The sequence below is a fragment of the uncultured Tepidimonas sp. genome (genome assembly GCF_938045175.1).
Classification (GTDB): domain Bacteria; phylum Pseudomonadota; class Gammaproteobacteria; order Burkholderiales; family Burkholderiaceae_C; genus Tepidimonas.
Window position 1 is genome coordinate 1 of record NZ_CALIND010000194.1, and the last position, 20,799, is coordinate 20,799.

General features: G+C 66.9%; 19 protein-coding genes. 7 read left to right on the top strand and 12 right to left on the bottom strand.

Annotated features, from left to right (window positions below):
• The 5 genes from Q0716_RS10180 to Q0716_RS10200 all read left to right on the top strand — a co-directional run.
• Positions 1-1,493, top strand: a 1,493-nt coding sequence (locus Q0716_RS10180; RefSeq protein WP_299022872.1) for an efflux RND transporter permease subunit, incomplete at its 5' end; no start/stop codon positions are given.
• A 54-nt stretch (positions 1,494-1,547) separates the two neighbouring features.
• Positions 1,548-1,775, top strand: coding sequence for a DUF2892 domain-containing protein (locus tag Q0716_RS10185; protein ID WP_299022875.1), 228 nt, complete (start codon positions 1,548-1,550; stop codon positions 1,773-1,775).
• A gap of 30 nt (positions 1,776-1,805) precedes the next feature.
• Positions 1,806-2,822 (top strand): SLAC1 anion channel family protein, encoded by a 1,017-nt coding sequence (locus Q0716_RS10190; protein WP_299022878.1) that lies wholly within the window; start codon positions 1,806-1,808, stop codon positions 2,820-2,822.
• Position 2,823: 1 nt separating this feature from the next.
• A complete protein-coding gene (locus tag Q0716_RS10195) occupies positions 2,824-3,579 on the top strand; it encodes a sulfite exporter TauE/SafE family protein (RefSeq protein WP_299022880.1) in 756 nt (251 codons plus the stop codon).
• Positions 3,580-3,663: 84 nt separating this feature from the next.
• Positions 3,664-3,993, top strand: coding sequence for a hypothetical protein (locus tag Q0716_RS10200; RefSeq protein ID WP_299022883.1), 330 nt, complete (start codon positions 3,664-3,666; stop codon positions 3,991-3,993).
• Positions 3,994-3,997: 4 nt separating this feature from the next.
• Here the strand turns inward: Q0716_RS10200 and Q0716_RS10205 are convergent, their stop codons facing one another.
• Positions 3,998-4,924 carry a LysR family transcriptional regulator gene (locus Q0716_RS10205; RefSeq protein ID WP_299022886.1) on the bottom strand — a complete coding sequence of 309 codons (927 nt, stop codon included), beginning with the start codon at positions 4,922-4,924 and terminating at the stop codon, positions 3,998-4,000.
• A 110-nt stretch (positions 4,925-5,034) separates the two neighbouring features.
• On the opposite strand from Q0716_RS10205, the gene Q0716_RS10210 reads away from it, so the two are divergent.
• Both Q0716_RS10210 and Q0716_RS10215 read left to right on the top strand, forming a co-directional pair.
• Positions 5,035-6,552: a CoA-acylating methylmalonate-semialdehyde dehydrogenase gene (locus Q0716_RS10210; RefSeq protein ID WP_299022889.1), complete on the top strand. Its 1,518-nt coding sequence runs from the start codon at positions 5,035-5,037 to the stop codon at positions 6,550-6,552.
• Positions 6,549-8,219, top strand: a complete 1,671-nt coding sequence (locus Q0716_RS10215; protein WP_299022891.1) for a GMC family oxidoreductase N-terminal domain-containing protein — start codon at positions 6,549-6,551, stop codon at positions 8,217-8,219. The genes Q0716_RS10210 and Q0716_RS10215 overlap by 4 nt, the downstream gene beginning before the upstream one ends.
• Positions 8,220-8,498: 279 nt before the next feature.
• Here Q0716_RS10215 and Q0716_RS10220 read toward each other — a convergent pair whose 3' ends face one another.
• The 11 genes from Q0716_RS10220 to Q0716_RS10270 form a co-directional block, all read right to left on the bottom strand.
• On the bottom strand, positions 8,499-8,795 hold the full coding sequence (locus Q0716_RS10220) for a flagellar basal body protein (RefSeq protein WP_299022894.1): 297 nt from the start codon (positions 8,793-8,795) through the stop codon (positions 8,499-8,501).
• 102 nt (positions 8,796-8,897) lie between these two features.
• Entirely contained in the window at positions 8,898-10,184 is a 1,287-nt protein-coding gene (locus tag Q0716_RS10225) for a solute carrier family 23 protein (protein ID WP_299022897.1), read from the bottom strand.
• Positions 10,185-10,295: 111 nt separating this feature from the next.
• Positions 10,296-11,645, bottom strand: coding sequence for an ATP-binding protein (locus tag Q0716_RS10230; RefSeq protein WP_299022899.1), 1,350 nt, complete (start codon positions 11,643-11,645; stop codon positions 10,296-10,298).
• Positions 11,646-11,666: 21 nt separating this feature from the next.
• Positions 11,667-13,127, bottom strand: a complete 1,461-nt coding sequence (locus tag Q0716_RS10235; protein WP_299022904.1) for a nickel-dependent hydrogenase large subunit — start codon at positions 13,125-13,127, stop codon at positions 11,667-11,669.
• A complete protein-coding gene (locus Q0716_RS10240; RefSeq protein WP_299022906.1) occupies positions 13,124-14,119 on the bottom strand; it encodes a HupU protein in 996 nt (331 codons plus the stop codon). Before Q0716_RS10240 ends, Q0716_RS10235 begins: the two co-directional genes overlap by 4 nt.
• Positions 14,120-14,176: 57 nt before the next feature.
• Complete coding sequence (locus tag Q0716_RS10245; protein WP_299022909.1) at positions 14,177-15,637, bottom strand: sigma-54 dependent transcriptional regulator; 1,461 nt, start codon at positions 15,635-15,637, stop codon at positions 14,177-14,179.
• Between the two features lie 9 nt (positions 15,638-15,646).
• The gene (locus Q0716_RS10250) at positions 15,647-17,389 is read right to left on the bottom strand and encodes an enoyl-CoA hydratase-related protein (protein WP_299022919.1); all 1,743 of its coding nucleotides are present in this window, start codon (positions 17,387-17,389) and stop codon (positions 15,647-15,649) included.
• A gap of 25 nt (positions 17,390-17,414) precedes the next feature.
• Complete coding sequence (gene hypE / locus Q0716_RS10255) at positions 17,415-18,500, bottom strand: hydrogenase expression/formation protein HypE (RefSeq protein ID WP_299022933.1); 1,086 nt, start codon at positions 18,498-18,500, stop codon at positions 17,415-17,417.
• A 29-nt stretch (positions 18,501-18,529) separates the two neighbouring features.
• The gene (gene hypD, locus Q0716_RS10260) at positions 18,530-19,693 is read right to left on the bottom strand and encodes a hydrogenase formation protein HypD (protein WP_299022922.1); all 1,164 of its coding nucleotides are present in this window, start codon (positions 19,691-19,693) and stop codon (positions 18,530-18,532) included.
• Entirely contained in the window at positions 19,690-19,929 is a 240-nt protein-coding gene (locus tag Q0716_RS10265; protein ID WP_299022925.1) for a HypC/HybG/HupF family hydrogenase formation chaperone, read from the bottom strand. Before Q0716_RS10265 ends, hypD begins: the two co-directional genes overlap by 4 nt.
• The coding region (locus tag Q0716_RS10270; protein WP_299022930.1) for a carbamoyltransferase HypF at positions 19,920-20,799 on the bottom strand (880 nt) is incomplete at its 5' end. The genes Q0716_RS10265 and Q0716_RS10270, both read right to left, overlap by 10 nt.

Consider the following 20,799-nt stretch of genomic DNA (forward strand, 5'->3'; position numbering starts at 1 on the left):
TCGACAACAAGAGCGAATTCCAGGTCGTGCTGGAAATGCCCGCCGGCAGCGCGCTGGAAGACACCGCGGCCGCCTTGCAGGACATGACGGCCTTTCTGGCCCAGCAGCCCGAAGTCACGCACGTGCAAGGCTACGCGGGCACGGCCAGCCCGATCACCTTCAACGGGCTGGTGCGGCAGTACTACCTGCGCGCCGACCCGGAGCAAGGCGACCTGCAGGTCAACCTGGTCGATTCGCGCCACCGGCATGAGAAGAGCCACGCCATCGCGCAACGCCTGCGCCCGGGCCTGGAAGCGATTGCGCAGGCGCACGGTGGCCGCATCAAGGTGGTGGAAGTGCCCCCGGGCCCGCCGGTGCTTGCGCCCATCGTGGCCGAGGTCTACGGCCCGGATGAGGCCGGTCGCGCCGAGCTGGCCCGCCGCGTGGCCCAGGCGTTTGCCGCCACCCCGGACATTGTTGGCATCGACACCACGCTCAAAGAAGACGCGCCGCGCACCTTCCTGCGCATCGAGCGCGCGCGCGCGGAGGCGCTGGGCATACCCGCGCAGGTCATCGCGCAAACCGTCTACACCGCCCTGTCGGGCACGGACGCCGCCTATTTGCACGACGGCTACGCCAAGTTCGCCGTGCCGGTGCGGCTGCAGCTGCCGCGCGAGGCGCAGGTGGGCTTGGATGCGGTGCTGGCGCTGCCGTTGCGCGCCGCCAACGGGCGCATGGTGCCCCTGTCCGAGCTGGTGCGCGTCGAACACGGCGTCATCGACGCGCCGCGCTTCAGCAAGGACCTGCTGCCGGTGGTGTACGTGCTGGGCGACATGGCAGGCCGCACCGACTCGCCGCTGTACGGGCTGTTCGGCATTCGCCCGCAACTGGCGCAGGCCGCCCTGCCCGACGCGGGCGAGCTAGGTGAATACTGGATTCGCCAGCCCACCGACCCGTGGCGGCAATACGCCATCAAGTGGGACGGCGAGTGGCAGATCACCTACGAAACGTTCCGGGACATGGGGGCGGCCTACGCCGTCGGGTTGGTGCTGATCTACCTGCTCGTCGTGGCCCAGTTCAAGAGCTACCTGACCCCGCTCATCATCATGGCTCCGATCCCGTTGACCCTGATCGGCATCATGCCCGGGCACGCACTGCTGGGGGCACAGTTCACCGCCACCAGCATGATCGGCATGATCGCGCTGGCGGGCATCATCGTGCGCAACTCGATCCTGTTGGTCGATTTCATCGAGCTGGAGACCGCCAAGGGCGTGCCGTTTGCGCAGGCGGTGGTGCAGTCGGCGGCGGTGCGCGCGCAGCCGATCGCACTCACCGCGTTGGCCGCGATGATGGGGGCGTTCTTCATCCTGGACGACCCCATCTTCAACGGCCTGGCCGTGTCCTTGATCTTTGGCATCGCGGTCTCCACCTTGCTGACGCTGGTGGTGATTCCGGTGTTGTACTACGCCGTCTACCGTCGCCGCTACGCGGCGCAGGCGGCGGGCAACGCCTGATTGCTACCACCCCACTGCTGTTTCTTGCCCAACCCTGTGAAGGAGTCTTTCATCATGACGGTCGAACGCTATATCCGCATCATCGCCGGTCTGTTCGTATTCGTGTCGGTGGCGCTGGGGGCGCCCTCCAGCCCGCTGTTCGTCAGCGAGTGGTTTTTGGCCTTCACCGCGTTCGTGGGGCTGAATCTGTTCCAATTTGGGTTTACCAATTTCTGCCCGCTGGCCATCATCCTCAAAAAGCTGGGCGTGCCGGAGAGCGCCCTGCCCTGCAAAGCTTGCTGATTCGTTCGCCCTCTTGCCACACGGTGCCCCATGACACCTTCTGCCACACCGCTGAAATATCTGCACCCGGGTTGGTTTTCGCTCGTCATGGGACTGACGGGGCTGGCCTTGGCCTGGCACGCCGCCGGTCACTGGCTGGGTGAGTGGGCGCAGGGCGCGTCGCTCGTGTTGGGCGTGTTGGCGGCCGCGGTATTCGGGGTGCTGCTGGTGGGCTCGGCCGTGCGGGCACAACGCCACCCGCCAGCATTGGCGGAAGACCTGCGTCACCCGGTGCGCCACGCCTTTGTGGCAGCGCTGCCGGTGTCGGCGCTGCTGCTGGCGACGTGGATGCAGGCCATGGAGCTGTGGCGGGACGGTGCGCACGGGCTGTGGTGGCTGGGCGCGCTGGGCCAGTTGGCCGTCACGGTATGGGTACTGGGGCGCTGGCTCGCGCCCACGGTGGCCCACGCGCCAGATGCGCAATCGCTCTGGAACGGCATCACCCCGGTGCTCTACATCCCCGTGGTGGGCAATGTGGTCGCACCGCTGGCCGGGGTCGGGTTCGGCCACGACGTGTGGTCGGCCATCCACCTCGGTATTGGCGTCTTTTTCTGGCCGGTGGTGTTTGCGCTGCTGGTGGCGCGGCGCTTGGCGCATGGGCCCATCCCTCCGCGGCTGCATCCCACCTGGTTCATCACGCTGGCACCGGCGTCCGTGGTGGGGTTGTGCCTGCTGCGCTATGGCGCAGTGCCACTGGTGGCCGTGGCCGTGTGGGGCGTGGGTCTGTTCACCTTGCTGTGGGTCGGCACGCAGGCACGGCGCTTCTTTGCGCAGCCGTTCGGCGTGCCGTTTTGGAGCGTTTCGTTTCCGCTGGCGGCCTTCACCACCCTGACCGTGCGGCTGGCCGAGGCGCTGGCGCTGCCCCCGCTGCGCATGGTGGCGCTGGTACTGCTGGCGCTGACGTCGGTGGTGATCGCGGCGCTGCTGCTGGCTACCGTCAAGGGCCTGCGCCAGGGTACGCTGCTCGCGCCCGAGCCGGTAGCCCCCATCGTGCCGGCATCGAACTGACATGACGCCCGCCGACGCGGCACTCCTGGCCGTGGCGGCCTTTGCGGCGGGCGTGCTCAATGCCATCGCCGGTGGCGGCAGTTTTCTGACGTTTCCCGCGCTCGTCTTCACGGGCATTCCGCCCATCGTAGCCAACGCCACGAGCGCGGTGGCGGTCAGTCCAGGATATCTCGGCAGCACCCTGGGGTTTCGTCGCGAGCTGGCGGCGCTGCCGCGCCGGCGGCTGCTCGTCGAGGCCGGTATCGCCGCGGTCGGGGGCGTGCTGGGTGCGGCGCTGCTGCTGGTGACGCCAGCCAGCGCCTTTCGCGCGCTGGTGCCCTGGCTGCTGTTGTTTGCCACCCTGGTGTTCGTCGCCGGACCGTATGCGGTGCGTTGGCTGGCCGCACGTCGCCCGGGCGCGGGCAGTGCCGCCGCCCGCCACGTGGGTCTGCTGGCGGTGGCCGTCTATGGCGGCTACTTCAACGGCGGCCTGGGCATTTTGTTGATGGCGCTCTATACCGTCACGGGCGAGTCGCGTATCCACACCGCCAACGCGCTCAAAAACCTGAACTCGCTGGTACTGTCGCTGCTGTCAGTGGCCACGTTTGCCGTGGCCGGAGCCGTCGCCTGGACACCGGCGCTGCTGATGATGGCCGCCGCGACGATGGGCGGCTACGCGGGTGCGCGCTGGGCGCAACGCTTGCCGGCGGCGGCGATGCGCGGGATCGTCATCGCCACGGGACTGGCCATGAGCGCGGTGTTTTTCTGGCGCGGCTGAATACCGGGGCGGCCCTGATGGCCGAAATCGATCCGGGCTGCTACGATTGCATGCATCCATCATCCATTCGTCCGCTGAGCCACCATGGACCGCCTGCCCGATGTTCTCGAGGGCCGACTCGAGCAGATCGCCTATCCGCACATTCGCGAGCGGCTGTTGCAGCTGCGCGATGATCCCCAGGCCATGCTGGATTACGTCAACCACCTCTTCCTCGATACCCGCGGCGGCACGCGGCGTGGTTTCGACTTCACGACGGCAGCGGCGTTGATGGACATCAAACACGATTTGATGCTGAAATCAGGGGAGTTTTACAAATTGCGTGAACAAGCAGGGCTCCCCGATGGCGAATTCAAAGCGGCACCGGATAAACCCGTGACGTCTTACACTCCGCTGAAGTTGCCCAAGGGGTGGTGACTTTTCAACCGCCCTCACGATCCGCCGCGTCTAGACGCGGCTCGCCCCACACGCGCCCCAGTGCCGACCACGCCGCCGCAATGACCGGCTCGGCCGCGCGCTCGGCTAGGCTGACGAAGGTCAGCTCGCACGGCAGCGACACCCGGTCGGCCACAACCAGCCCGCGCGCCTGCGCCTCGCGAATCGCCACCGCGTCACGCACCAGGCTGAGCCCCACGCCCGAGCGTACGAGGTCGAGCATCGACGCCTCTTGGTCCACCAGGGCCACACGCCGCACGCGCACGCCCAGCGGTTGCAACACGCGCGCGAGCAGCCGGTGGTGGGCCGACGCTGGCGGGGTTTCGATCCACGGCAGCGCTGCCAGCTCGGGCCAGCCCTTGCCGTGCACCTGCGGCCCCCAGCCTGCCGGGGCCAACACGCGGTAGGTAAACGGGGTGAGCGACTGCACGCGGTAGCGATCCGGCACGCCACGGTCAGTGTTGGGGTCACCCAGGTAGTAGCCCACGTCGTGCTCGCCGGCGTCGAGCCTCTGCAGCACCTCACCGCTCATGCCTTGGCGCAGCGCGGTCTGCACGTGCGGAGCCGTCTCCACCAACTCGCGCAAAAAGGCGCCGAGCCGTGTGAACTCCGGATCCAGGATGGTGCCGATGGCCAGTTCGCCCCGCACCTGTTGGCGCAGGCGCTGCGCGGCGCCGTCGAACTCGCGCTGCGCCGCCAACACGCGATCGGCCAACGGCAGCAAAGCGGCGCCGTCGGGCGTGAGCCGCATGCCGCGCGCGGTGCGCTCGAACAGGCGCACGCCCAGGCGCTCCTGCAGCGATTTGAGTTGCAGGCTCACGGCCGGCTGCGTCAGGTGCAGCCGCTGGGCCGCGCGCGACAGGCTGCCCTCGCGGGCCACGGTGACGAAGGCGCGCAATGCAGTGTGATCCATGGTTTTGGATATTAGATGGCGTTATGCCTTACTTTAGAAAAACTCGCTGGTCGAGCGCAATGGCTTTCGCTACAGTGGGTTCTTTGTCATCAGCTTTTTTTATCCTCGATATGCATGCCACCCCCACCGCGATCGGCCACTATGTCGGCGGTCGCCTGCTCGCTGGCCACAGCGGTCGCCAACAAGACGTCTTCAACCCCGCCACGGGCACCGTCACCGGACGGGTCGCCCTGGCCGATGCGGCCGAGGTGCACGCCGCGGTGGCCGCCGCCCACGCCGCCTTCCCTGCCTGGGCCGAGGTGCCGCCATTGCGCCGCGCGCGCATCCTCTTTCGCTTTCTGGAGTTGCTGCACCAGCATCGCGACGAGCTGGCGCGCCTGATCACCGCGGAGCACGGCAAGGTCTTCGCCGACGCGCAAGGCGAGGTCACGCGCGGCATCGAGATCGTCGAATTCGCCTGCGGCATCCCGCAACTGCTCAAGGGCGATTACACCGAGCAGGTCTCCACCGGCATCGACAACTGGACGCTGCGCCAGCCGCTGGGGGTGGTGGCGGGCATCACGCCGTTCAACTTCCCCGTGATGGTGCCGATGTGGATGTTTCCGATCGCGCTGGCGTGCGGCAACACCTTCGTGCTCAAGCCCAGCCCGATCGATCCCTCGCCGTCGCTGCGCCTGGCCGAGCTGCTGCAGCAAGCGGGCCTACCGGATGGGGTGTTCAACGTGGTGCAGGGCGACAAGGTGGCGGTCGATGCGCTGCTCGAACACCCGGATGTGCGCGCCATCAGCTTCGTCGGCTCCACCCCGATCGCGCAGCACATCTATGAGACGGGCGCGCGCCACGGCAAACGGGTGCAGGCGCTGGGCGGGGCCAAAAACCACATGGTGGTCATGCCCGATGCGGATCTGGACCAGGCAGTCGACGCGCTGATCGGCGCCGCGTTCGGTTCGGCCGGCGAGCGTTGCATGGCCATCAGCGTGGCCGTGCTGGTGGGCGACGTGGCCGAGCGCATCATGCCGCGGCTGGTCGAGCGCACGCGCGCACTGCAGGTCCTCGACGGCATGAATCCCCAGGCGGAGATGGGCCCGATCGTGACCGACAGCGCACGCCAGCGCATCACCGGCTACATCGAGGCCGGCGTGCGCGAGGGAGCGCTGTTACGGGTGGACGGCCGCGACTTCGACGCGCGGCGCGCGGGGCCGGGGTGCGAGCATGGATTTTGGTTGGGTGGCACGCTGTTCGATCATGTCACGCCGTCGATGTCGATCTACCGCGAGGAAATCTTCGGGCCGGTACTGTCGTGCGTGCGCGTGCCGGACTTCGCGGCCGCGCTGCAGCTCGTCAACGACCATCCATACGGCAATGGCACGGCGTGCTTCACGCGCGACGGCCACATCGCGCGCGAGTTTGCCCGGCGCGTGCGTGTGGGCATGGTCGGCATCAACGTGCCGATCCCTGTGCCGATGGCGTGGCACGGCTTCGGCGGCTGGAAAAAGAGCCTCTTTGGCGACCTGCACGCCTATGGCGAGGAAGGCGTGCGCTTCTATACCGCGCAAAAGAGCGTGATGCAGCGCTGGCCCGAGAGCACGCCCAAGGGCGCCGAATTCGCCATGCCGACCGCGCAGTGAACACGTTCGACTTCATCGTCGTCGGGGCAGGCACCGCGGGTTGCCTGCTGGCCAACCGCCTGTCGGCTCATCCCCAGCACCGGGTGTTGCTGATCGAAGCCGGCGGGCGCGACAACTACCCATGGGTGCACATCCCGGTGGGTTACTTGTACTGCATCGGCAACCCGCGCACCGACTGGTTGTACCAAACCGAAGCCGACGCCGGCCTCAACGGTCGGCGGCTGCGCTACCCGCGCGGCAAGGTGCTGGGGGGCTGCTCCAGCATCAACGGCATGATCTACATGCGCGGGCAAGCGCGCGACTATGACCAGTGGGCACGCCTGACGGGCGACGACGACTGGAGCTGGGCGCGCTGCCTGCCCGACTTCAAGGCGCACGAGGATCATTACCGACTGGACGCCGATACCGACCCTGCGTTCGCCGCGCTGCATGGCCATCGCCGCACCGGCAGCACCGGCGAGTGGCGGGTCGAAAAACAACGCCTGCGCTGGGACATCCTGGACGCCTTTGCCCGCGCGGCGCAGCAAGCGGGCATTCCCGCCACCGACGACTTCAACCGCGGCGACAACGAAGGGGTGGGCTACTTCGAGGTCAACCAAAAGCGCGGCTGGCGCTGGAACGCGGCCAAGGCGTTTTTGCGCCCGGCGTGTGAGCGCCGCCCCAACTTCACCCTTTGGACGCAGGCGCAAGTCAAACGGCTGCTCTTCGAGCGAGGCGCGGATGGCGCGCTGCGCTGCCGCGGCGTCGAGGTCTGGACCCGCGATGGGACGGTGACCGCCCACGCTGCGCGCGAGGTGGTGCTCAGCGCCGGCGCCATCGGCAGTCCGCAAATCCTGCAGCTGTCGGGTATCGGGCCCGCCTCCGTTCTGCAGCCGCTGGGTATCGACGTGCTGGCCGACCTGCCGGGGGTGGGCGCCAACCTGCAAGACCATTTGCAGATCCGCGCCGTATTCAAGGTGCACGGCGTGCCCACGCTCAACACCCTGGCGCACAGCCTGTGGGGAAAGGCGCGCATCGGCCTGCAATACCTGCTCACGCGCAGCGGGCCGATGAGCATGGCCCCCAGCCAGCTCGGCGCCTTCACACGCAGCGCGCCGGATCGGCCCTGGCCCAATATCGAGTATCACGTGCAACCCTTGAGCCTCGATGCGTTCGGCGAGCCGCTGCACTCTTTCCCCGCGTTCACGGCCAGCGTGTGCAACCTCAATCCCACCAGCCGCGGCACGGTACGCATCCGCAGCCCGCACTTTCAAGAGGCCCCGGCCATCGCGCCGCACTACCTGTCCACCGACGAAGACCGACAGGTGGCGGTCGAGAGCCTGCGCCTGACGCGGCGCGTCGTCGCGCAACCGGCGCTGGCACCGTACCAGCCCCAGGAATACAAACCTGGCGTGCAGTACCAGCGCGACGAGGACCTGGCCAAACTGGCGGGCGACATCGCCACCACCATCTTCCACCCCGTCGGCACCACGGCCATGGGCCGCGACGGCGACCCCATGGCCGTGACGGACCCGCACCTGCGCGTGCGCGACGGGCGTGGGGGACGCATCGCTGGCTTACGCGTGGTGGATGCGGGCATCATGCCCACCATCACCAGCGGCAACACCAACAGCCCAACCCTCATGATCGCGGAGAAGGCCGCGCGCTGGATCCTGGCCGGCCAATGAGCGCCGCGGACCGGTGGGGTTCGGGTTAGTCCCATGCCCGTGCGGCCCAGTGCGCCTCTAGAATGGGCATATTCGGTCGTCGCGCGCCGCGCTCGCGGCAACGGCGGCTCCAAGAGGGCCGAGGAGACAGCCCCACCGTGCCAGAGGACGGCAAGCAGACCATCCACGTCAGGGTGGAGACACCATTGGCATCACGAGCACGCGCCGTCAAAGGGCCGCAATTACAAACACCGGCGAGCCCGGTGTTTTTATTGCGGCGCCGACGATCGAGCGTCCCTGCTACGAGCGGGCATCGAGCAGCCGACCCAAGGCCTGATCGGCGGCCTTGAAGACCTGCAAGTTGGCGGCAAACGCGTTGGCGGCCTGCTTTTGCGCCACCAGGTCGGCGGCCAGATCTGCGCCGGGCGTGGGCAGCCGGTCGATTTGCGTGCGCACGCCGCCTGCGAGATCAGCGCTGGCGCGCACCTGCTGGCGCCGAAAGCCCTCGGTCTGGGCATTGGCGATGTTGTGGGCTGCACTGTCCAGCCGCACCTGGGCGGCGCGCAGGCCCGACAGCGTGGTCGAGATCACGTCCATGGCGGCAGTGTAGTCCCGCCGCCTCGCCAACGCGCGCGCTCCCGACGAACGGCGGCACACCCCGCAGGCACGCCACGCCCAGGCCCGGCGCGCCACGTGGCGTCACGCCGAACGCCGGCGGTTGAGCAGCGCGTACAGCCCGATGGCACCAAACGTCGCGGTGCCGATGCCGCCCAAGGCAAAGTCGCCAAACTTCAGCGTGAAGTCACCCGTGCCCAGCACCAGCGTGATGGCCGCGACCAACAGGTTCTTGTTGTCGGAGAAGTCCACCCGGTTGTCCACCCAGATCTTGGCGCCCGCGACTGCGATCAGGCCGAACACCACGATCGACACCCCGCCCATAACCGCCAGCGGGATGGCCTGGATGAGCGCGCCGAACTTGGGGCTGAAGCCCAACAGAATGGCCATCAGGCCCGCGACCACGAAGATCGCGGTCGAATAGATCTTGGTCGCCGCCATGACACCGATGTTTTCGGCGTAGGTCGTCACGCCCGTGCCCCCGACACTGCCCGCCACCATGGTGGCCACGCCGTCGCCCATGAAGGCACGGCCCATGTAGACGTCCAGATTCTTGCCGGTCATCGCCGTCACCGCCTTGATGTGGCCCAGGTTTTCGGCCACCAAGATGACCGCCACCGGCGCGATCAGCAGCATGGCGTGGGCGCTGAACACCGGCGTGCTGAACTGGGGCAGCCCAAACCACGGCGCGTTGGCCACCCCCGACAGATCGAGCGGCTTGCCCAACCCCAAGCCGTTGGCCAACACCGCGTACACCACACTGGCCACGATCAGGCCCATGAGGATGAGCAAGCGCTGCACCATGCCGCGCGTGAACACCGCGACCAGCCCGACGCAAACGAAAGTGACAGCCTGCATCCAGGCATCGAACGGCGTGGGAGCCATGTTCTTGACCGGAATGTGCGCGAGGTTGAGCCCGATCACGGCCACCACCGCGCCCGTGACGACGGGGGGCATCAAGCGCTCGATCCAGCCCGTGCCCACCGCCTGCACGATGGCACCGATGATGAAGTACAGCAGCCCGCAGGCAATGATGCCGCCCAGCGCCACGCCGATGTTGGCATTGGGCCCCGGCCCGGCGTAACCGGTGGCCGCGATCACCACGCCGATGAAGGCAAAGCTCGACCCAAGGTAGCTGGGCACCTTGCCGCCGGTGAACAGGAAGAACAGCAGCGTGCCAATGCCACTCATGAGCACGGCGACGTTGGGGTCGAACCCCATCAGAATGGGCGCGAGCACCGTGGCGCCGAACATCGCAATCAGGTGCTGCACGCCCAGCATCGCCGTCTGCGGCCAAGGCAGCCGCTCGTCGGGGCCGATGACGCCGCCGGCGGCCAGCGCCGCGTCGGATTTGGGGGTCCATTGGAACATGATGGCTCTCACTCCTCGTCAATGTGGCTGAAAACGGGGCACGATTCTGCCTGCAACTGCGGCAGCGGGGGTAGCAGGACCAAAAACCCCGCCGACGCAACCCCTATCCCTTCAGGTGCGAGCGCACGGCAACTCGAGCACGAAGAGAGCGCCGCCTCCCTCGGCATTCGCCGCGCTCAGTCGCCCGCCGTGCTGCTCGACGATGCCGTAGCTGATCGACAACCCCAGGCCAGTGCCCTTGCCGATCGGTTTGGTGGTGAAGAATGGGTCGAAGATGCGCAGTAGATGCTCCGCGGCGATGCCTGGACCGTTGTCGCGGACGGTCACCTGCACCCGTGGCGGCCCATCGTCGATGCTTCGCAGCTCGACCCACACGGTCGGCTGAGGCACACCCGCCACCGCGTCGAACGCGTTTTGCAGCAGGTTCATCATCACCTGCTGCAGCTGCCCCGCGCTACCCAACACCGTGCAACCACACTGAGGAGCCCAGTGGACTTGCACGGGTGAAGGCCGCCCTTTTTGCACCCAATGAATGGCGCGCTCGATGACCGGCACCAGATCGACGGGCCGGCGCTCCTCGGAATCCATGGCCGAGAAGCGCTTGAGACCTTGCACGATATCGGCGGTACGCTGCGCACCCTCCAGCGTACCCTCGATCAACGAAGGCAAATCCGACAACAGATGCTCCACACGCAGCCGCCGGCGCAGGACATCGATCTCGTCGTCCTGCACCCGGTCTTGCAGGGCTTGTAGATACACCTGCAGCCGCTCGCAGTACTTGCGCAGCGCGTGCACATTGCCAAGCACGAAGCTGATGGGATTGTTGAGCTCGTGCGCCACCCCGGCCACGAGTTGCCCCAGTGACGCCATTTTCTCGGAGTGCAGCAGCTGTTGCTGGGTGCGCTTGAGAGCTTCGTGTGCAGAGCGCAGCTCATGGTAGGCACGCTTGAGCTCGGCCATTGGCCGGCCCACCCAGACCGTGCCCAGTCGTTTTCCGTTGCCCCCAAGACGCGGCGCACAACTCGCATCTACGGGAACCGCTTGCCCTGTCCGATCCAACAACTGCAGCTCGATCCCTTGTCGGGCATTCACGCCATCGACCTGGGCCATGGCAGCGCGAGCCATGGCGGCGCTGCCGTCGTCAGCCAGCAGCTCCACGAACCGCACACCGCACAGACTCTCTTCGGACCTACCCACCAGTTGGCACAGCGCGGCATTGACCTGCTCGATACGCCCCTGCCCGTCGCAGACGATCAACACGTCCGACATGGCACCGAGCACGCTCAGGATGAACTGCTGCGACTGTTCCAGTTCGGCGTTCTTTTTCTCCAGCTCGACCTCGTCGGCGATCAGACGGGTGTAGACCTCGTCCATTTTCTGGATCACATCCAGCCAGGTCGACTCGTCCACGCCGTCGAGCGTCGCGGCAGGCGCCTCGATGCGGGAGCGATCTCTACTCACGATTCGACCCTCTCTCGTCTTCTAATGGACGGTACAGACCATGCAGGGATCGAACGAGCGCACGATGTGCTGAACCGCCACCGGCGTCGTCTCGCCCGGCACGACGGGTGCCCCGACCAGCGCCTGCTCGAGCGCGCCAGGCGTTCCCTGCGCGTCGCGAGGCGAAAAATTCCAGCTCGTCGGTGCGACGATCTGATAGTTGGCAATCCTGCCGTCACGCACCACCAGCCAGTGACCCAAAGCGCCGCGCGCGGCTTCGGACAATCCGGCCGCGCGACCCTCCGCGGGCAGATTGGCTGGCACGCAATACGGCTGCCCCGGGCGCAACGCGTGCAACCAAGCCTCCATCCACCCAATCACCCGCGCCAGCTCCAGCACGCGCGCCAAGACCCGGGTGAATACCGTGCCGCCGTGGCGAGCCAGTGCATCACGCAGCAACGGGTGACCGTCGACGACCTGCCGGGCAATGGCACCGGTCTCCACCACCTCTCCAGCCAGCCGAGGGGCCTTGTTCCAGGTATACGCGCCGGCTTTGTCCGCGTCCGGCTCGGTACGACCCTGCCACGGATGCAGGGCGCCATTCCCATGCTCGAGCCAGGCACAGGTGGCGTCCTCCGAAATCGAGCCGACATCGACGGTGTCGAGCCGGTGTTGCGCTTGGCGCCATACACCGCGAGGTAACGCGAACGAACCATCGGGCTGCGGGTAGGCGCCGAAACTCAGGTAACGACCGGGGCCCGGCCCCAGGTTCTGCAAACCCAACTCGCTCGCCAGTGTCAGAAAAAACCGCAGATCCCCCCCGAGGGGCGCCCGCGCATGCCAAGACCAAAGCGCGGCTTCGCTGTCCAGGTGGATGAAGGCGTCCAGTGAGTCGCCAATCCACTCCCGCTCCACGAAAAAACGAAATTCGCGTACCGTGGCCAGCAGGCGGAGTCGCTCCGCGTTGTCGATCGCGCGCGTCGATCCACCAGGCTGAACACTGTGTGTATGCGGCCACCGACCACCGAGCGTGCCCAAAATAGTCAGCCAACGCTGGCGCGCTGCCGTCGCCGCGCGAATCTGTTGCCCCCCATCGGGCGCAAAGCGCCGCACTGCCTCTGCGTGCCAGGGTCTGTCAGCATACACGGGGCGCGTGAAATCCGGCATGAAAAACCGGTAGAAGTGCGTGAGGTGGTCGGCCAGGTTTTCGGTCGCCAACATCAGATTGATGGTGTGTCGACCGTTGGGGGGCATCGCCACGCCGGCCAGTTCGGCCAAGGCGTGCGCTGCCGCCACCGACTGGGATACCGAGCAGATCCCACAGATGCGGGGCACGAATACCAAGGCGTCCTGTGGCACCTTGCCGCGCAGGATCTGCTCGAACCCTCGGAACATCGGCGCGTTGACGCGTGCGTCCTGCACACGCCCATCGCTGATTTGCAGCGCCACCTCCAAATCCCCCTCGACACGATTGAAGGGGCCGACCAACAGGCGCGATGTCATGTGAGCCGGGTCCGCCGGATGGCAGGTTTCTCGACCAAGTGATCGGCCACGGCGTTGACCCGAACGCGCTTGGGCGTTGCACTCTTGGACAGCGAGGCCAGCGCGACGAACCACGCCTTGGGCATGTCCGTGGGCAGGCCAACCGGAATGCCGGCGATCTTGGGTGTTTGATGGAAGGGATGGCCAGGCTCTTGAAAACCCGGCTCGGTGCAAGCCACGCAGGCGTAACCGGCACGAGTGCAGCTACCCTCGCCATTCCAGAGCCGGGTGTTGCAGTCGGCGTGGACCTGTGTACCCTTGCAGCCAAGGTGCTCCATCAGGCAGCCCAGGTCCGATGGTTTGACGGCACTGGCTTTGAACTCGTAGTACTCGTTGCGTGTGCAACCGTGGTGCACCAAATGATCGGCGTAAAACCGCGGGCGCGCGTAGGCATCGAGGTCTTGCGCCGCGATTTCGGACGCGGCCAGGGCCATCAAGGTGTCGATCACCCAACCGGGATGCGTGGGACAACCCGCAACATTGATCACCGGCAGTCCACTGCTGGATCGAAACTCCGCACCCAGCAAACCACCGGGGATCTCGTCGTCGTACTGCAGGCCACAGGCGTCGGTGGGGTTGGGCCCACCAGCGGTGACGCCACCCCAGGCGGCACAGCTGCCGATGGCCAATACATAAGACGCCCGCGTCGCGAGCTCGCGCACCCAATCGATCATTGGTCGCCCAGTGCCGGCGAGCACGTGAAAGCGGCCGGTGCCGTTTGGACCGCGCAGCAGGGCGCCTTCTACACAAAGTGCATCGAGTGGTGTCGCACCGTCGAGCACCGATTGCAGCAGCGCACGGACCTCCTCACCACTGGCCAACGACAGCGAGGGGTGCCACAACAGATCGATGCCCGCGGCGCGCAACTGTCCATCGAAATCGGCCGTATTCGCGCACAACAGCGACATGCTGCATCCCCCACAGCCGCCAGATTGCAGCCACAACACGTTCATGGGCAACTCTCCTCAGCTCATCCGGCGTGCCGAGACACGATGCACCAGGCTCGGCCTTCATGGGTGATCCAACCCAAAGCGGCGCATCTTGGCGCGCAAACCGACCCTCGACAGTCCCAGCTCGGCAGCCGTACGGGTCTTGTTCCAGCGATGCCGCAGCAAAGCGTCTCGCAAGATCATGGCTTCGACCACCTCGAGCCGCTCGCTAAGGGTACCACTGCCGGGCTCGGTGATCCAGCCGCGCCCACCGGCACCACTCCCCCGCCCCTGACGCACGCGAAGCGAAAACACATCCGAGGACAATACCGCGCCGTCATGCAGCGTCATCGCGCGCGCCAACTCGTTGCGCAACTCGCGGATGTTGCCCGGCCAGGGGTAAGCAAGCAGACACGCCAGCGCCTCGTCGGAGAGCTGCACACCGGGATGACCCAACTCGGCGGCCACGTCCTGCACGATCTGGCGCGCGATGGCCGGAATGTCTCCCACGCGCTCGCGCAACGGGGGTAAAGTAAGCGTGACGGCAGCGATGCGGTAATACAAGTCCTCGCGAAACAATCCCTCGCGCACCCTTTGCTCCAGGTCGCGGTGCGTGGCCGCAATGATGCGCACATCGACCGGTACCGGTCGTGCCGCGCCCACCGGGCGCACCTCCCCTTCCTGCAAGACGCGCAGCAACTTGACCTGAAAAGCCGGCGACGTTTCGCCGATCTCGTCGAGAAATATCGTGCCACCGTTGGCGCGCTGGAACAGGCCGACGTGGTCCTCGAAGGCCCCCGTAAAAGCCCCGCGCTTGTGACCGAACAGTTCCGACTCGAGCAAGGTATCCGGAATGGCGGCACAGTTTTCGACCACGAAAGGCCCTGCACAACGCGGGCTCGCGTAGTGGATGGCACGCGCCAGTAACTCTTTACCCGTCCCGGATTCGCCCTGCAACAACACCGAGATGTCGTAGCGCGCGACACGTTCGGCCATGGCGCACACGCCATCGAGGGGGCTGCCTGGCATGCGCACGAGGCGATCGAAACCAAACTGCTGCTGCACCAGCGACAGCTGTGTCGCTATGCGCTGCCGCAGCGCACGTGTACTGGTGCGCAGCTCCAAGTCCAGGCGCGCGGTCTGCTGCTGCAGCGCCAGTGCCTCGACCGCACTGCGCACCGACTCCAGCAAATGATCCGGCAACCAAGGCTTGAGGATGTAGCGGTGAATGCCCGCCTCGTTGACGCCAGCGATGATTTCCTCGCTGTCGGCATATCCCGAAATGATGATGCGCACGACGTCGGGCCAGCGCTCGCGTACCTCGCGCAGAAACTGCACACCGGTCTGTCCCGGCATGCGCTGATCACACAGAATGACGTGGACTGGGTGCTCTTCCAAGAGGCAGCGGGCATCGTCCGCACTGCTGGCGGTGATGACGGTGAAGTCATCCTCAAGCGTGCGACGCAGCGCTTCCTGCGAACGCTGCTCGTCATCCACGATCAAAACCGTAGGCATCGCAGGCTGCGCTAGGGGACGAGACATGACGATCGGTCAGCGGTGTATGGCCAGATGGCGCGGCGTCCATGCGGGAGGTAACTTGTGCACGAAATGGTGCCTGGCCACGTGGTAGCTGGGATCGAATCCATAAAAGTTGCGATGCATGCGCTGCAGCTCTTGTTCACGGTACCACGATAGCGGTCGAATCGCCTCGTCGGCCTGCCGCTGCCGTTGTTTCGCCGCTATGCGCTCGACGTGATCCGCGGCGGCCGCCAGCGCCAACGCTCGTGCCAACACCTCGGATTCCAGCACATGCCGCGGCCCCTCAACGCAGGCATCGATCAACCCCATCTGCCAGGCATCACGGGCCCGCATCGGCAGCCGAGTCGCCATGAGGGCACGCGCGCCATCATCCCCCAAGCGACGCGGTAGCGCGTAGGTCCAATACTCCGATCCATACAGATTGCCCATGTTCTTGTAGTGTGGGTTGAGCACCACGGCCTCGTGGGCCCACACGAGATCGGCCGCCAGCGCCAAAAAGACACCTCCCGCCCCTGCATTGCCACGCATCACGCTGACCGTGACGCGGTCGGTCATCTGCAAAATGGCCAGCGCCACGTCATCGATGGCCTGGATGTTGCGCCATGACGCATCGGCCGCACTGTCTCCGGGACACTGCGCCGCCGCCTCGATGGCGTTGAGATCGATGCCGTTGCTGAAAAAATCTTCACCGCCCAACAACAGCAGCACCCGCAGCGGCCGTTGGCGCACCCATTGCAACGCCCGGAGCAAGCGCTCGCAGCGCACGGTGGTCATTGCTCCATTGTAGAAGTCGAACGACAGGCAACCCACTCGGGCGTCCTCGGGGCCATGTTCCCGGTAGCGCAATTCACCCCACTCGTCGTCGGGTCGCGTCAGCGGCGCGGGGGAGTGCGCAAGGGCATGCACCTGCTCGGCAAATACGTCCGCCGCCACCTGCTTGACATGCCCGAGTCCCGCCGCGGTGCCGGGCGGATCGGCCAAACGCACGTGCCCAATCCAGACACCGCCATCGACCGTGCGCCGCAACAGCGCGCCGTCGCGCACTGCCAACACGCGCCCGGGCCGATGATTGGTAAACGCCGCCATGGTGGCGGCACTGGCCTCGTGCGCGTCATACAGATAGCAAGGTTGCCCCCAGAGGGCGTCGAGAACCCCGGGCTGCCCGTCAGCGCAGCGCAAGCGGGCCATCACGGTCGCGGTGTCGTCGCACTCCCAGTCGGTGGCACGGTCGGCTTGCCGCATCGCTGGCTGCCAACGCATCGTGGGGGACGGCCCTGCGGGCGGCGTGCGCACGCCAGACTCGAATCGGGCCAACATAGCCAACGTCGCCTGCAGCGCCGCCTCGGTCACTTCGCGCCGGTAGAGGCTGCTCTTGGTGGCCGCTCGCGTGGCGAAATCGGCATGGGCCCACACCGGGCCTGCATCGAATTCTCCGTTCGCCTGTAACACGGTGACCCCCCAGTGGGAGAGCCGTTCCCGCACCGCCCAGTCCAATGCGCTCGGCCCGCGGTCTCCGGGTGGCCCCGGATGGACCACGAAACACGGCACGCGTTGCCAGACGGTATCGGGAATACGCCGCTTCAAAAACGGCGCCAGCACCAGGTCGGGCGCAAACAGGGACACCGCCTCTTCGGTCACTCGGTCGGCGATATCGAGCTCGACGCTCACGGTATGGCCGCGCGCGCGCAGCTCGGCATACAGCCGCTGGCTCAGGCTGTTGAAGCCGTGGCACAGCAACAAAATACGCAGCGCCATGACGAACCAACCGTTGCTTTGCCCTTCAACAAATACGCGGCAACGGCTCACCGCTGAGCCAATCGACCACACGGCGGCCGCCGAAGCGGGTAGCCATCTGCACGAAGTGGTGGGGATCGGCGATCACCTGGCCGATGCAGGCGGCGTCGCGTCCGAGCGGATGCGCACGCATGGCTTGCAGCACACGCTCGGCCACCTCCGGCGCCACCAGGGCCACGAGCTTGCCCTCGTTGGCAACGTACAGCGGATCCAGCCCGAGCAGCTCGCAGGCGGCTTCGACCTGCGGCTTGACCGGGATCGCGGCCTCTTGGAGCACCATGCCCACACCGGACTGGCGCGCGATCTCGTTGAGCGTGGTGGCCAAGCCCCCACGAGTCGGATCCCGCAACACGTGCACACCCCCTGGCGCCGCCGCCAGCATCGCCGCCACCAACGTGTGCAGGGCAGCGCTGTCGCTCTCGATGGTGGTCTCGAACTGCAGGCCGGCACGCTGCGACAGTACGGCTACGCCATGGTCACCGATGCTGCCCGACAGCAGGATCGCGTCGCCCGCACGCGCGTTGCGCCCGCTGATGTGTACGCCGGGGGCAAGCACCCCCACGCCCGTGGTGCTGATAAAGACGCCGTCACCCTTGCCGCGCTCGACCACCTTGGTGTCGCCCGTGACGATGGGCACCCCTGCCGCGCGCGCCGCCGCCCCCATGCTGTACACGATGCGTTGCAGGTCCGCCAGCGCCAAGCCCTCCTCCAGAATGAAGCTCGCGCTCAGGTACAGCGGCTGCGCGCCCATCATGGCCACGTCGTTGAGGGTGCCGTTCACCGCCAGGCTGCCAATGTCGCCACCGGGGAAGAACAGCGGCGAAATCACGTGCCCGTCGGTGGCCATGACCAGCCGCCCCTGTGTGGGGTCGAAAGCGGGCAACGCCAACACCGCGCCATCGTCGCCCTGGCGCAGCGCTTCGTTGTCGAAAGCGGCCAGAAACAGCTCTTCGATCAACTGCATGGCCGCCTTGCCGCCAGCGCCGTGGGCGGCGTCGATGCGTCCGTGGCGGATCGACAGCGGTCGGCTGTACGCTCGGGTCGGGTCGGCCGCCGGCGCATCGAGCGCCACGGGTGCTGTGGAAAGGGGGAGATTCGCCGTCACGAAACGTTCTCCTCGACACCAGCGCCGGCATGCACGATCGGGATGTCCCGGAAGCGCCCATACGTGTAGTGCGCCGCGCACGCGCCCTCGCTCGACACCATGCACGAGCCGACCGGGTGTTCCGGTGTGCAAACGGTGCCAAAGATTTTGCAATCCGTCGGCCGCTTGACCCCGCGCAGAATGGCTCCGCATTCGCACGCCTTGTTGTCGGGCACGGGTCGGTATGTCAAGCCGAACCGCCGCTCCGCGTCGAAGGCCGCAAAGCGCTCGCGAATCTGCAGCGCGCTGTAGGGCACCGTGCCCAGACCGCGCCACTCGAACTGCGCTCGCAGCTCGAACACCTGCGACACGATCCCCTGTGCACGCTGGTTGCCCTCGCGCGTGACGGCGCGCGTGAACTCGTTTTCCACCTGCGCGCGACCCTCATTGACCTGCCGCACCAACATCAGGATGGCCTGCATCACGTCCAGTGGCTCGAATCCGGCGATCACGACAGGCTTGCGGTATTCCTCGCTGAAATGCTCATACGGCTCGGTGCCGATGACGATGCTCACGTGCGCGGGTCCGATGAAGCCGTCGAGCGGGACGGTGCCGAATTCGCGTACCTCGGGCGACTGCAGGATGTGCGTGATGGCCGCTGGCGTGAGCACATGACAACACAGCACGCTGAAGTTTGGCAGACCCTCGCGCTGTGCCTCCAGGATCACCAACGCCGTCGGCGGGGTGGTGGTCTCGAAACCGATGGCGAAAAAAACCACTTCGCGCTCGGGGTGCGCGCGCGCCACGGCCAGCGCATCGGCGGCCGAATACACCATGCGGATGTCACCACCGCGCGCCTTGGCCTTGGCGAGCGACAGCCCGTCACTGGCCGGCACGCGCAGGGTGTCGCCATACGCGCAGACGATCGCACCGCGCTCCAGCGCCAGCCGGATGGCTTGGTCGATGCGGCCGATCGGCAGCACACACACCGGACAACCGGGCCCGTGCACCATGTGCACGTTGGGCGGCAGCAGGTCCTGCACCCCGTAGCGGCTGATCGCATGGGTGTGTCCGCCGCAAAACTCCATGAAATGGTAGTGCCGCTCGCCGACCTCATCGTGGATCGCGGCGGCGATGCGCCGCGCGAGCTGGCCGTCACGGAATTCATCCACGTACTTCATGGCGCCCCCTGCGCATCGCCCATGGCCTGCCACTGGGCAAACATCGCCAGCGTCTGGCGAGCCTCCTCTGGGTCGAGCAGACCCAACGCATAGCCGACGTGCACGATGACATAGTCGCCGACCTGCGCCTCGGGCACCAGCGCCGTCGAGATGGTCTTGCGTATGCCGCCCAGGTCGACCGCGGCCTGTTCGCCGTCGAGTTTTTCGACCACGCGCGCGGGTATGGCTAGACACATGCGATGAACTCCTTGGTCACATTGCGAGGGCGGGGCAGGGCAAGCCGGTGCGCGGCCACCCACGCCTGGCCGATGGCCAAACCGGCATCCCCGCACCCCATGGCGCCCGGCAGAAATACGTCCATCCCTGCCGCTTGCAGCCGCTGCACGCAGCGCTCGCGCAGGATTCGGTTGAAAAAGCAGCCGCCCCCGAGCAGCGCATGGCGCACGCCGCGCACCCGCGCCGCCGCCAGCAGCGCGTCGCACAGCGCATCGGCCAGCGCCAGATGAAAGCCCGCCGCGGCCACACCGACGTCCCGCGGATCGCGGATGTCGAATAATGGGGCGACGACCGTGCGCAGGTCGACACACCCGTCCGGGTGAACGACCGCCCCCGGCAAAGGCACTGCCTGGGGCCATTGCGCCAGCGCTGCGGCCGCCACACGCTCCAGTGCCACCGCCGCCTGGGCCTCGTCGGTTTGTCGCAGGCACAGCCCCAGCGCTGCCGCGGCAGCGTCGAACCAGCGCCCGGCGCTGCTGGTGGTGGGACAGTTCAGCCCCCGCTGCAGCAGCTGCTGCACACCCGCGGCCACCCCGGCGCCGACGCCGTGAACGAAGCGCGGCACGATTTCATCGCCACGCCCTAGCGCGTGCAAGACGCTGGCGGCCATGCGCCAGGGCTCGCGCGCCGCGCGATCACCCCCCGGCAGCGCCAGCGGCTGCAGGTGGCCCAGGCGCTCGAAGGTCGCCCCGTCGGTCCAGAGCAGCTCCCCCCCCCAGGCCGCGCCATCCGTACCGAGACCTACGCCGTCGAGGGCGAGCCCCAGCGCGGGCGCCTCGATCCCGTGCTCGGCCATGACAGCCGCCAAGTGCGCATGGTGGTGCTGGACC

Coding starts and splice junctions, on each gene's coding strand:
- Q0716_RS10185 (WP_299022875.1), top strand. CDS start 1,548: ATGACGGTCGAACGCTATATCCGCATCATCGCCGGTCTGTTCGTATTC.
- Q0716_RS10190 (WP_299022878.1), top strand. CDS start 1,806: ATGACACCTTCTGCCACACCGCTGAAATATCTGCACCCGGGTTGGTTT.
- Q0716_RS10195 (WP_299022880.1), top strand. CDS start 2,824: ATGACGCCCGCCGACGCGGCACTCCTGGCCGTGGCGGCCTTTGCGGCG.
- Q0716_RS10200 (WP_299022883.1), top strand. CDS start 3,664: ATGGACCGCCTGCCCGATGTTCTCGAGGGCCGACTCGAGCAGATCGCC.
- Q0716_RS10205 (WP_299022886.1), bottom strand. CDS start 4,924: ATGGATCACACTGCATTGCGCGCCTTCGTCACCGTGGCCCGCGAGGGC.
- Q0716_RS10210 (WP_299022889.1), top strand. CDS start 5,035: ATGCATGCCACCCCCACCGCGATCGGCCACTATGTCGGCGGTCGCCTG.
- Q0716_RS10220 (WP_299022894.1), bottom strand. CDS start 8,795: ATGGACGTGATCTCGACCACGCTGTCGGGCCTGCGCGCCGCCCAGGTG.
- Q0716_RS10225 (WP_299022897.1), bottom strand. CDS start 10,184: ATGTTCCAATGGACCCCCAAATCCGACGCGGCGCTGGCCGCCGGCGGC.
- Q0716_RS10235 (WP_299022904.1), bottom strand. CDS start 13,127: ATGACATCGCGCCTGTTGGTCGGCCCCTTCAATCGTGTCGAGGGGGAT.
- Q0716_RS10240 (WP_299022906.1), bottom strand. CDS start 14,119: ATGAACGTGTTGTGGCTGCAATCTGGCGGCTGTGGGGGATGCAGCATG.
- Q0716_RS10245 (WP_299022909.1), bottom strand. CDS start 15,637: ATGTCTCGTCCCCTAGCGCAGCCTGCGATGCCTACGGTTTTGATCGTG.
- Q0716_RS10250 (WP_299022919.1), bottom strand. CDS start 17,389: ATGGCGCTGCGTATTTTGTTGCTGTGCCACGGCTTCAACAGCCTGAGC.
- hypD (WP_299022922.1), bottom strand. CDS start 19,693: ATGAAGTACGTGGATGAATTCCGTGACGGCCAGCTCGCGCGGCGCATC.
- Q0716_RS10265 (WP_299022925.1), bottom strand. CDS start 19,929: ATGTGTCTAGCCATACCCGCGCGCGTGGTCGAAAAACTCGACGGCGAA.